Source organism: Mesorhizobium delmotii, from assembly GCF_900149755.1.
GTDB classification, from domain to species: Bacteria; Pseudomonadota; Alphaproteobacteria; order Rhizobiales; family Rhizobiaceae; genus Mesorhizobium; species Mesorhizobium delmotii.
Genome location: NZ_FUIG01000018.1, coordinates 105033 through 116260, shown reverse-complemented (window position 1 = coordinate 116260; position 11228 = coordinate 105033). Strand labels below are relative to the sequence as shown.

Genomic DNA, 11228 nt, shown 5'->3' with positions numbered 1-11228 from the left:
TTTTTTCTCAAACCGTTAGGTGATCACGACAGATTTCGCAGCGTCGCCATCTTTTGTTCGCGAATTGGGAACTGAAGGGGTACACGAGCATTGTTTCGCGACACGTCAACAGGTACGAGTCAGAAAATGATGCAGTGCACAATAACAATTTGCCGGAGTAGCTGAAGTGTCCCTTCTGCAGATCTACTGGAGAGCGCTTGGTTATCTCGCCGCCGACAGGAAACGCGTAGCGTTTATCTGCGGAGCGAATGTCGCGCTTGCCATTATCGCCATCCTTGAGCCGATCATGTTCGGACGGGTGATCGATGCTATTTCGGACGGCGGCTCGGTCTTTTCGACGCTCGCCGTATGGGCCGGTATCGGCGTCTTCAACGTCGTCGCCTTCGTTCTGGTGGCGCGCGGCGCTGACCGCTTTGCCCATGCACGGCGCAGCGAGGTTCTTTGCCAGTCATTCGAGCGCGTGATCACCATGCCGCTTGCTTGGCATCATCAGCGCGGCACCTCCAATTCCCTGCATACGCTTCTGCGCGCGGTCGAGACCTTGTTCAGTCTCTGGCTCGAGTTCATGAGGCAGCATTTGTCCACCGTTGTCGCACTGGTTCTGCTGGTGCCGACGGCGCTCAGCATGGATATTCGCATGTCGATGGTCCTGCTGGCGCTGGGCGCGCTGTACGTCGGGATCGGGCGGCTGGTGATGCGTCGTACCAGGGAAGGCCAGGCGTCCGTGGAACGGCACTTTCACCAAGTGTTCGCACATGTGAGCGACTCGGTCAGCAATGTCGCCGTGCTGCAGAGCTACAATCGCATCGGCCACGAGACCGACGCCCTGAAGCGTTATGTCAAGAATCTGCTTGATGCCCAGTATCCGGTGCTCGACTGGTGGGCACTGGCCAACGCTCTGCACCGCCTGTCGTCGACCATTTCGATGATGGTCGTGCTGTTAATCGGCTCCTATCTGGTCATGCATGGCCAATTGCGTATCGGTGACGTCATCGCCTTTACCGGCTTTGCCACGCTGCTGATTGCCCGGCTCGACCAGATGTCGGCCTTCGCCAACCAGATTTCGGAAGCCAGGGCCAAGCTCGAGGAATTTTACCGCCTTGAGGACTCCGCGGCCGACGCCGCCGAGCCGGACGGGTTGCGTGATCTGGTCAACGTCACTGGTCATGTGCGTTTTGAAAACGTCAACTTCGAATTCGCCAATTCGGGGCAGGGCGTGAACGACGTGTCATTCGAGGTCCATGCCGGCCAGACCGTGGCCATCGTCGGTCCGACGGGCGCAGGCAAGACCACGCTCATCAATCTTTTGCAGCGCGTCTTTGCGCCGTCGAGCGGCCGTATCCTGATCGATGGCATCGATACCCGCACGGTGACCCGCAAGTCGCTGCGCCACTCGATCGCCACCGTTTTCCAGGATGCGGGCCTGCTCAACCGCTCGATCGAGGACAATATCCGGGTCGGGCGCGCCGAGGCGACCTATGATGAGGTCCACGCCGCCGCCAACGCCGCTGCCGCGCAGGATTTCATCCTGTCGAAGAGCAACGGCTACGATACGGTCGTCGGCGAACGCGGCGGACAGCTTTCGGGCGGCGAGCGCCAGCGTATCGCGATCGCGCGCGCCGTTCTGAAGGATTCGCCCATCCTGGTGCTCGATGAAGCGACCAGCGCGCTTGACGTCGAGACGGAAGACCGCGTCAAGGAAGCGATCGACGAATTGCGTCGCGGCCGCACCACCTTCATCATCGCCCACCGCCTGACCACCGTTCGCGATGCCGATCTGGTCGTGTTCATGGACAAGGGCAAGGTGGTCGAAATGGGTGGGTTCGCCGAATTGTCGATGCGCAATGGCCGCTTCGCCAGCCTGCTGCGCGCCGGCGGCCTGCTCAACGACGAGGAAGTCCGCCGCCTCAGCCGCACCATCACCGACGAGGCCGCCTGAGCGGCCAGGCTCGCCCTTCTCCCCTTGTGGGAGAGGGCGGCCGCGAAGCGGCCGGATGAGGGGTGCTCCAGCTTGGCACGGACGGCACTCCGTCCAGCACCCCTCAACCGTCTTGGCGCTGCGCGCCAATCCACCTTCTCCCACAAGGGGAGAAGGAAAGGCTTGGTGCGACACCGCCACTCGATTGCCCCAAACGCGTCGCCGGTTTATGTAAAGCCGCATGAGTGACCTGACTTCACGCCTCAGCGGCTGGATGGATTTCGCCAACCCGACGCGGTTTGTCGGTTTGGCCGACAAGGTGGTGCCGTGGCTTGCGACCATCGCCACACTCATCCTGGCCGCCGGGCTCTATATGAGCTTCACTGCGCCGGAGGATTTCCAGCAAGGCATCACCGTGCGCATCATGTATATCCATGTGCCCTTCGCCTGGCTGGCCATGATGTGTTTCACGCTGATGGCGGTTTTCGCGTTAGGCACGCTGGTATGGCGCCATCCGCTGGCCGACGTCGCGCTGAAATCGGCGGCACCCATCGGCGCCGTCTTTACAGCGCTCGCGCTGATCACCGGTTCGATCTGGGGCAAGCCGATGTGGGGCACCTGGTGGGTGTGGGACGCGCGGCTGACGTCGGTGTTCGTGCTGTTTCTGATGTATCTCGGCATCATCGCGCTGACGCGGGCACTCGATGACGCGGCGCGCGCCGCCTGGGCCGCCGCAATCATCACCCTGGTCGGCTTCATCAACATCCCGATCATCAAATTCTCGGTCGACTGGTGGAACACGCTGCATCAGCCGGCTTCGGTGCTCCGGCTCGGTGGGCCGACGATCGATCCCAGCCTGTTGCGGCCGTTGCTGGTGATGGCTCTGGGCTTTACCGTGCTGTTCTTCGCGCTGCACCTGATGGCGATGCGCACGGAAATCCGACGTCGCCGGGTCATTTCCATGCGCCGTGTCGCAGCGAGGCAGGCCGAACGGCAATCGGCCTGACCAATTCAGATTTGCCCGGCCCTTCGCAAGCTCAGGGCGTTCGAAGCTCGAAAAGCCAAGCAATTGGCTTTCCGTCGGCACCGCGCACCGATTCTCACCCCATGCGGCCGCGCGCCGCCACCGGCAGCGTCTCGAGCACCCGTTCTCCGGCGATCAGGTGGACCTCGTCGAACAGGTTGGTGACGACGCAGCAATGGTCAGGCACGACGCGCACGCGCTCACCGATACGCAGCCTGGCGTCGCCGGAAAGCGTGATGTTGCCGTGTTCCTCGCTGAGGCCGGTGACGGTGGCGCCCGGAACGCCCAGCAATTCGCCGAAATCGGGCAGCCCCAGCGTGTCGCTGGACAAGGCCTTGCTGCCGGCATCGAGGATGGCCCGTGTCGGCGTCGGATGGCTGACCACCGTCGACAGCACCGTCAGCGCGCAATCGTCGAGGCTTCCGACGCCTTTGGCGACCTGGTAGCGGTCGAGATAGATATAGGTGCCGGGGCGGTACTCGGTGATAACGGAAGCCTCGCTCGAGCGCCACATATCCGGCGTGCCGCCGCTGGAGATGCGTTGGCAGGCGAGGCCGGACGCGGCGAGCGCGTTGCGCGCATCGGCGAGCCACGCCTCGGCCTCGGCAGCGCGGCCTGCCGCCGGATAGGTCATCAGCCCGCCGAAGGCGAGTCCCTTGGCCTTGTCGATCTCTCTGGCCAATGCGACCGCCTCGCTGGCCGACTGGACGCCGCAGCGGCCCATGCCGGTGTCGCATTCCACCAGTACCTGTAGCGGCTGGCCTCGATCGGTGAAGGTGGCGTCGAGCCCGTTAAGCGTTTCCATGCTGTCTGATGTAACCGACAGCGTCACACGGCCGTGCAGCGCCTTGAGGCGCTCCAGCTTGGCCCTGCCCAGAATGTTGTAAGGCAGAAAAATGTCGGTGAGGCCGGCCTCGGCCATCACCTCGGCTTCACCGATCTTCTGGCAGGTGATGCCGACCGCACCCCCTGCGATCTGCTTCTTTGCCCAGTAAGGCAGTTTGTGGGTCTTGATGTGCGGCCTGAGCTTCAGCCCTTGGCGGTCGGCGTGGGCCTGCGCCCGCGCGATGTTGGCTTCGGCGCGGTCGACATCGATCAGGATCGCCGGCGTATCGAGGTCATCTATGCTCAGCATGGAATGCCACCATCAGGAAACTGGTTGCCGTTATGACCTTGATCGAACCGGATGTCATGAGGCCAGCTCATGCAGTTTACGTCGACACCGGATCGGCGTTCGGCTATTCGGTTTGGGGATCGCCTAGGCCGACTGGAAGGAACCACGATCATGAAACGCTCCGCTATCAACGACATCATCCGCGACGCCGATGCCTTCATCCGCTCGTTCGGCTACATCATGCCGCCCTTCGCCTATTGGACCCCGGAACAGATGAAGGCGCGTCGGCAGGATTCGTCGGCCATCTTCTCCTCCCGGCTCGGCTGGGACATCACCGACTACGGCCAGGGCAAGTTCAACGAGCTCGGCCTCTTCCTGTTCACCGTTCGCAACGGTCGCTACGAGGACATGAAGAAGGGCATGGGCATGCTCTATGCCGAAAAGATCATGATCTCGCGCAAGGATCAGCTGTCGCCAATGCATCGCCACAACATCAAGGCCGAGGACATCATCAACCGTGGTGGCGGCAAGCTGGTGCTGGAACTGTTCATGCACGATCGCGATGGCGGCATCGATCCCAAGGCCGAGGTATCGGTGCCTGTCGACGGCACCACTCACAGGCTGCCGGCGGGCGGGCTGCTGAAGCTCGACCCAGGCGAGAGCGTCACATTGCTGCCGGGCGTCTGGCATGCTTTCTGGGCCGAAGGCAAGGATGTGCTGATCGGCGAGGTTTCGACGGTCAATGACGATCTCACCGACAATGTCTTCCGCGAGCCGATCGGCCGCTTCGCGGACATCGACGAGGACGTCGCGCCGCTGCACCTGCTCGTGTCGGACTACGAGAAGTGGGTGGGTTAGGAGGCAGCCTTGCTGCCTTCTAATTTGCTCGATTGAGGAGCGCGCGGCGTCTGCGCATTTCGGCGATCAGGCGAGGAACATCCTGACGCGCGGCGGCCATGAAATCCTGGTCCGCGACCATCGCGCCGGTCATTTCGATGTCCTCGCCGCGGTCCGCCCCTTGGCCGGTCTGGATGAAACTTGAGCCGCCAAGAAAGTCCCGGCCCTCGACCCATGATTTCCACGGGCCAGCTTGGGCCGCGGCAGCTCGGGTTTCCATCTCTTGAAGTTCAAGCTCGGATAGAGATGTGTTCATGGCAGCCTCGTTGGTCCAGCGTTGCTACCGCGCGCGTGCTTGTCGGCCTTGCGGGTGCCGAGAAGAAGCTTGCGTTCGAGATGCGCCCTGAGATCCCCGTAATACGCCGTCAGGAACGGGCGGGCGTCATGCGCCTGCGGCGTTGAGCCGATCTTGCGTCCGATCGTTTCAGCCACCGCCCGCAGCGCGAAATAGTCGTCGCGGCGCAGCACCTCCTCCAGCTTGTGCAGTTCGGCGATGCCATAGGCATCGAGCTGCGCGTGGCTGAACTGAAAAGTCTTGGCGACCGGATCCTGCCTTGCCGACAGATCTTCCATCAGCGTGCGCTTAGGCGCCTCGACGACCCAGGTTCCCGCCAGGAGGTCGCCAATCCGCAACCGGTCGCGATTGAAAAGCGGGAACAGGGCGAACAGCAGCGCCCACACCAGTCCGAAAACTGTCGTCAGCGTATCGGCGACGCCCATCCCACTCCGTCCGGCGATAATCGACAGCGGCAGAAAGACTTCGATCTCGCGCATCAGGTTGCGGGCGATGACCTGATCAACCGACAGGCCGGCTCCGTTGCGCGATGCCACCCTGATGCCGACGATCCGCTTGCCGGGCGTCGACGCGCGCCGGCCCGCCTCGAAGGCGATGAAATAGACGTTGCGCAGAAAAAAGATCGCGATGATCCAGACGATGAAAAGCGGCTGCATTTCATCAAATCCAAGGCCTCTCACCCCGAACAGCGCGACAATCGTGACCGCGATTGCAGCCGTGGCGATAAACACGACATCGAGCAGGAAAGCGGCGGCCCGTGTGCCGGCGTCGGCCAGCTTTATCTGGAGATCGACACCTTCAGGCGTGATCAGCGATCGCATTGTCGCCAGCGCGGAGCGTCTAACGGTCGCCATTGCGCACCATCTGGAACAGGTAGAAATAGCCGATCCACAGTGCGAGCATGCCGCCGCCAATGGCATAGCGGGTGACATCGCTGGTGATTGTCTGCCTGCCAATACCCTCGAGCAGTCCGGCAAACAGCAGCATGACCGAAACGCCGACCATCGCGGTCGCCGCGACGCGTCCGGCATGGGCGGCTGCCGTCATACGGGTCAATTCGCCGGGAAAGGCGATGCGCGTGCCGATGCGCATGCCGGCAGCGCCGGCCAGCGCGATGGCGAACAATTCGGTGGTGCCGTGAATGGCCAGCCAGCCGCCAAGTTCCATGCCAAGCCCCTTTGCCCAATAGACTTGGAACACCGCACCCAGCATGCAACCGTTGAACAGCATCAGCAGCACCGTCGGCGCGGCGAAGGCAAATCCAAGGGCGAAGGCCAGGATTGCAACCTGGACGTTGTGGGTGAAAAGATAAGCGGCAAAGCCTGAGAGAAAGCCGTTGTCGCCATCATAAAGCATCGTGCGCAGCAGCTCGGCAGAAGCGTCGGGGCCACGGCCGGCGGCCAGGCCCGACGGGATGATCGCGTCGAACCAGCCCTTGTCGGACGCTACCAGCCAGGCGCCGGCGCCGATGCCGACAAACATCAGCGCCACCGACACCAGCGTCTCGCGCCACAAATCGCGGATGGCGCCGGGCCAGTCGTGCAGGAAGAAATCGCCAACACGCTGCCGTAGTCCGCGGCGTGCCCCATAGAGATAGAAATATCCTCGCAGCGACAGGGATTCGAGATAGGCGATCAGCGCGCTGTCGAGGGATGTCGCCCTCGCCACCGAAAGCGAAGACAATGCCGAACGGTAGAGCAGCGGCAGCGACAGCAGTTCTTCTTCCGACAGCGCCCGCGGCGCGCGTTTCTCGACACGGGCGAGAAGCGCCTCGAACGCCTTCCAGTCGGGCTCGCGCTCCCGACGGAAGCTGGCCAGCGACTGGCGTACGGCGTCACCGCGTCCAGCATCGCCGGGTACTGGCGCAGTCACAACAAATCCTCCCGCTTGAAATGCAGGTAGCGCTCGACCAGGGCCGGCCCCAGCCTTTGATGATCGGCTTCGATCACATGCGCACCAAGCAGCCGCAACCGGCCGATGACGACCTGCCTTTCGCGCAAAAGCCCGCCGGCGACGACGGCGCGAGCGACATCCTCGCTGGACAAAGGCGGCATGTCGGCCAAGCTCTCCAGCTCGACATCCCTCATCATCATGAACAGCACCAGATGCCGCTCGGTGAGCCGACCGACGGTGCGCAGCATCAATTCCGCACTGATCGGATCGACGAAGTCGGTGAAGATGATCACCAGCGAGCGCCGGTCGAGCCGTGCCGCAAGCGTGGTCAGCGCCAGGGTGAAATTGGTCTCCTCGTTGGAATAGTCGATCTCCGCCGCCCGCTTCTGGATCATCGCGAAGCTGGCAGAGCCGCGCACCGCGCCGCTGGCGACACGCGGCCGCGCATCGAAGCCGAACAGGCTGACCATGTCACCGCCCTTGAGCGCAATGAACGCCGACAGCAAGGCGGCCGCCACCGCCCGGTCCACCTTCGGCACGCCGTCGACCGGCTCGCACATCAGGCGTCCGCTGTCGATGGCCAGCACGATGTTGTTGTTCTCCTCGATGCGGAACTCGCGCGCCAGAAGCCTGCCGTGGCGGGCGCTGCGCTTCCAGTCGATCATTCGCCGGCCCATGCCGGGCTGATAATCCTTGAGCGCCTCGAATTCCCGGCCCTGTCCGGCCCGGCGCTGGGCGTGCCCGTCGGGCAGGGCCTCGCGCTGCAGCAGCGTGATCGCTTGGTCGCGGGCGCTGCGGACGTCGGGCAACACTGCCACCTTGCTTTCCATCGGCAGGACGACCTGATTCCAGACCAGTCCGAACGGCCCGCGCCATCGCACCCACAGACGATCTAAGCTGGCGATGCCGCGCCGCAGGGCCTGGAACCGCAGGTCGAGCGATCCGCCATCACTTGTGGGAGCCAGGGGTCCGCCGGTTCCGCCGATCGGCGCCAGGCGCTCATCATGACCGACGCGCGCCTCCAGGGTTCGCGTCCGGCTCGCAAAACAGGCGTCGACGTGGACGGTGAACTGCCCGCCGACGCCGACCTGCGGCGGCGCGTGGAGGCTGGCGGCCAGCGATTTCCGCCCGCGTCCTGCCGCAGCGTCCACCGCCAGGAACGCGAGCAGCAGGCAGATCCACAGCAAGCCGAGGTACCACAACGACGGCAGCGCCAGCGCGACCAGGAAGGCCGGGACCGCGCCGGCTGCAGCCGTCCAAACCGCTCGGCCGCTCGGATAGATCAACGCGGCACTTCCGTCTGGTCGACCAGGTCGGAGACGATCTGCTCGACGAGGCGGCCATCGATCTGCGCGGCCGGGGAAAGGATAACGCGATGGCGCAGCGCCGGCACCGCCAGCGCCTTGACGTCGTCTGGGATCACATAGGCGCGCCCGTCCAGCGCCGCCCGCGCTCGTGCCGCCCTGGCCAGCATGGCGCCCGCGCGTGGACTGGCGCCAACCTCCAAATCGGCGCTGTCGCGGGTGGCGCGCACCAGCGCCGCGATATAGTCGACGACGTCGTCGACAAGGGTCACGGAGCCGACGGTTTCGAGTGCCTTCTCCAGCGTCTTGCGGTCCGTTTGAGCCTTGATGCCGTATTGCCCGATGTCATGCGAGGCGGAGCCGCCGCCGTGATGGATGATGATGGCCCGTTCCTCCTCGGGGCTGGGATAGCTGACCCGGTGCTTGAACAGGAAGCGGTCGAGTTGCGCCTCGGGCAGGGGATAGACGCCCTGATGCTCGATCGGGTTCTGGGTCGCGACCACCATGAAGTTACGGCCCAGTGAATGCGTGGTGCCGTCGAAGGTGACCGCGTGCTCCTGCATCGCCTCCAGAAGTGCTGCCTGTGTCTTGGGTGGCGTGCGGTTGATCTCGTCGGCAAGCAGAAGGTCACAGAAGATCGGACCGCGCGTCAGCGTGAACTGTCCGGTCTGGAAATTGTAGATGTTCGATCCGACGATATCGCCAGGCATCAGGTCCGGCGTGAACTGGATGCGCCCGTAGGCGACACCCAGGGCCTGGGCGAAGCAGCGCGCGGTCATTGTCTTGGCCGTGCCAGGAGGGCCTTCCAGCAGGATATGCCCGCCGGCGAACAAGGCGATCAGCATCAGGTCGACAGTGTCGTGCTGCCCGGTGATCGCCTTGGCCACTTCTTCCCTGATCCGTGTCGCCAGGGCCTTCACATCATCGACGTTCACCGAGCCTCCTTGCCGTCCAATCGTGCAGCTGTTCCGCTGCCTCCTGCATTTGCGTTAGATTTTTCGCCTCGCCGGCGGCTTGCGCCCGCGCGGTGAATCCGCTGGCTTCGTCCTTATCGCGAGAATCGAGCCAGCGGTCGAGCGCTTCTCCCTGCAGCCCTTGCGGCGCTCCCAGCAGTGCGCCGGCGCGTACCCGCATCAAGGCCGCATAACGGCCTCCCAGTTCCTCGAGCCGCCCGGCGCGCCGCAACAGCATCGCCGTCGTGTCCACCAGCGCGCGCTTGCCAAAGGCAATAGCGCGCAATTCGGCGCGCGGTGGGCCGAAACGGCCGAGGCCGTGCAGGAAAGCCAGCACCGCCGCAGCCAGGATCGTCAGTGTCAGCGCCAGAAACGGCGGTTCGACCAACAGCTTGGCAAGATCATATTTTCGCCCCGCGCCATGCAGCGTGAGATCGAACATGACCGGGCCCTTTTCGGGTTGCAGCAATGCAATCAGGTCGAGCGCGGCTGCCGCCTTGTCGGGATTCCCAAGCGCGGCGTTGTTGATCAGGTCGGGGTCGGTCAGGACATAAAAAGGCTTGCCATCCACTTCGGTGAGCACAGCCTTGTCGTTGCCGGCTGCTATGATTGGATGCTCGTCCGACACCCACTGCAATTCGTCGGGGGCGGCAACGAGCCGGCCTTCGATGTCGAGTTGCCGCACCGTACTGTGGCCGACGCCGATCTTTGCATTGGCGATCCGGCCGAGCCACTGGTTCACCACCGCATCGGGCAATCGCCCGAATTTCATCTTCCATCCTTCGTGCTCCTCCAGCGGCAATGTCTGCCATTTGGGCAGCACGAAGAGGGTATCCAGGTCCTGCCGAAGTTCGAGGATGTGGTCGAGCGCCGCGGGATCGCTCTCGGGCGAAATGGTCACGATCAGCAACATGTCGGTGGCGAGATCATCCTCGGTCCGCGCCATCGAAGTCGGGTTGCCGGTGAGCCGCAACCATTCCGCCAGACCGGCATAGCCGACGCCGCTTTTCGACAGTGGCGTCGCGCCGCCGTTGCCGGGTTGCCGGAAGTCGGGAGCATAGGTGGACAGCAGGAAGAAGCCCGCTGCCGCAAGTAGGCTGGCGAAAATGCCCCAGAATAGCGTTCTTCGACTGAACGGTTCCTGTGCTGCGGGTTCGGCCGTCGCAGCACTCATGTCCAGGCATCCCGGAAGACGAAACGCTCATAGGCGCCGCGTGCCTCCCGCCAGCCTTCGTCGCCGACGGGCCGGCGTGCGAACAGCGCGGCTTCGACAATGCGTGCGATCTCGGTAAACGCCGCGCGGGCCTTGGCGGGAACCGAAGCAGCAGCGGCGATGTCGCGCGCCGTGAGCGACGGGCGCAGGAAGTCTGGCAGCCGGCCGGCAATATCGGCAACGCTGCGGCGAAGCAGGAGATGGACCGCTTCGTCGTAATCGCCTCGCGCGGCAAGCGCGTCGGCTTCCGACAGCAGGATCTGCGCGGCGCCGGCGTCGGGACGCCATGCTTCCTCCGCCTCGGTTTCGCGCCTCGCGCCCTGCCACGGCAGGCGCCAGGCGATACCTTTCATCTCGAGAAAGACCAGGAGCAGGATGATCGCGGCACCTGCTATCACCGCCCCCCAGAACAGATAGATCATGTAGGGGCCGAGTGACGACAACAGTTCCAGCAGCGGCTTCAGCCAGTCAGGCGGCTGCGGCGGCACATAGGCCGGCAGGTCGAACTGGATCGACTTGTCCGAGATCAACTGCTCATGCGCTTTTGCTGGCCATTCGGCTTCCGCTGTGCCTGGCTGTGCCACTGCCAACCGCTCCCCTGCAACCTGTGGTTCCCC

The 11228-nt window shown here is 63.8% G+C and carries 11 protein-coding genes; 3 read left to right on the top strand and 8 right to left on the bottom strand.

Translation table 11 applies throughout. The annotated features are described in order from the left end of the window. The first annotated feature begins 166 nt into the window (after positions 1-166). On the top strand, positions 167-1939 hold the full coding sequence (locus BQ8482_RS10745; RefSeq protein WP_123147604.1) for a glucan ABC transporter ATP-binding protein/ permease: 1773 nt from the start codon (positions 167-169) through the stop codon (positions 1937-1939). Between the two features lie 220 nt (positions 1940-2159). Further along, positions 2160-2924, top strand: coding sequence for a heme ABC transporter permease (locus tag BQ8482_RS10740; protein ID WP_123147603.1), 765 nt, complete (start codon positions 2160-2162; stop codon positions 2922-2924). Between the two features lie 94 nt (positions 2925-3018). Here the strand turns inward: BQ8482_RS10740 and BQ8482_RS10735 are convergent, their stop codons facing one another. After that, entirely contained in the window at positions 3019-4077 is a 1059-nt protein-coding gene (locus tag BQ8482_RS10735) for a D-TA family PLP-dependent enzyme (protein WP_123147602.1), read from the bottom strand. A 150-nt stretch (positions 4078-4227) separates the two neighbouring features. Between BQ8482_RS10735 and BQ8482_RS10730 the strand changes: the two genes are divergently transcribed. Beyond that, positions 4228-4914, top strand: coding sequence for a D-lyxose/D-mannose family sugar isomerase (locus BQ8482_RS10730; RefSeq protein WP_123147601.1), 687 nt, complete (start codon positions 4228-4230; stop codon positions 4912-4914). Positions 4915-4933: 19 nt separating this feature from the next. Here the strand turns inward: BQ8482_RS10730 and BQ8482_RS10725 are convergent, their stop codons facing one another. The 7 genes from BQ8482_RS10725 to BQ8482_RS10695 are packed head-to-tail and all read right to left on the bottom strand — an operon-like array spanning position 4934 to position 11195. Further along, positions 4934-5209 carry a hypothetical protein gene (locus BQ8482_RS10725; protein ID WP_165848507.1) on the bottom strand — a complete coding sequence of 92 codons (276 nt, stop codon included), beginning with the start codon at positions 5207-5209 and terminating at the stop codon, positions 4934-4936. Next, positions 5206-6102: an RDD family protein gene (locus BQ8482_RS10720; RefSeq protein WP_123147599.1), complete on the bottom strand. Its 897-nt coding sequence runs from the start codon at positions 6100-6102 to the stop codon at positions 5206-5208. The genes BQ8482_RS10725 and BQ8482_RS10720 overlap by 4 nt, the downstream gene beginning before the upstream one ends. Beyond that, positions 6089-7120 (bottom strand): stage II sporulation protein M, encoded by a 1032-nt coding sequence (locus BQ8482_RS10715; RefSeq protein ID WP_123147598.1) that lies wholly within the window; start codon positions 7118-7120, stop codon positions 6089-6091. Before BQ8482_RS10715 ends, BQ8482_RS10720 begins: the two co-directional genes overlap by 14 nt. Continuing rightward, positions 7117-8427 (bottom strand): DUF58 domain-containing protein, encoded by a 1311-nt coding sequence (locus BQ8482_RS10710; RefSeq protein WP_123147597.1) that lies wholly within the window; start codon positions 8425-8427, stop codon positions 7117-7119. Before BQ8482_RS10710 ends, BQ8482_RS10715 begins: the two co-directional genes overlap by 4 nt. Then, the gene (locus BQ8482_RS10705) at positions 8424-9380 is read right to left on the bottom strand and encodes an AAA family ATPase (protein ID WP_123147596.1); all 957 of its coding nucleotides are present in this window, start codon (positions 9378-9380) and stop codon (positions 8424-8426) included. The genes BQ8482_RS10710 and BQ8482_RS10705 overlap by 4 nt, the downstream gene beginning before the upstream one ends. Then, positions 9367-10572, bottom strand: coding sequence for a DUF4350 domain-containing protein (locus BQ8482_RS10700; protein ID WP_123147595.1), 1206 nt, complete (start codon positions 10570-10572; stop codon positions 9367-9369). The genes BQ8482_RS10705 and BQ8482_RS10700 overlap by 14 nt, the downstream gene beginning before the upstream one ends. After that, on the bottom strand, positions 10569-11195 hold the full coding sequence (locus BQ8482_RS10695; RefSeq protein WP_244602730.1) for a DUF4129 domain-containing protein: 627 nt from the start codon (positions 11193-11195) through the stop codon (positions 10569-10571). The genes BQ8482_RS10700 and BQ8482_RS10695 overlap by 4 nt, the downstream gene beginning before the upstream one ends. Between the last annotated feature and the right edge of the window lie 33 nt (positions 11196-11228).

What these genes read in the sequence shown, in the direction of transcription:
- BQ8482_RS10740 (WP_123147603.1), top strand. Translation starts at nt 2,160, where the DNA reads ATGAGTGACCTGACTTCACGCCTCAGCGGCTGGATGGATTTCGCCAAC.
- BQ8482_RS10735 (WP_123147602.1), bottom strand. Translation starts at nt 4,077, where the DNA reads ATGCTGAGCATAGATGACCTCGATACGCCGGCGATCCTGATCGATGTC.
- BQ8482_RS10730 (WP_123147601.1), top strand. Translation starts at nt 4,228, where the DNA reads ATGAAACGCTCCGCTATCAACGACATCATCCGCGACGCCGATGCCTTC.
- BQ8482_RS10725 (WP_165848507.1), bottom strand. Translation starts at nt 5,209, where the DNA reads ATGAACACATCTCTATCCGAGCTTGAACTTCAAGAGATGGAAACCCGA.
- BQ8482_RS10720 (WP_123147599.1), bottom strand. Translation starts at nt 6,102, where the DNA reads ATGGCGACCGTTAGACGCTCCGCGCTGGCGACAATGCGATCGCTGATC.
- BQ8482_RS10700 (WP_123147595.1), bottom strand. Translation starts at nt 10,572, where the DNA reads ATGAGTGCTGCGACGGCCGAACCCGCAGCACAGGAACCGTTCAGTCGA.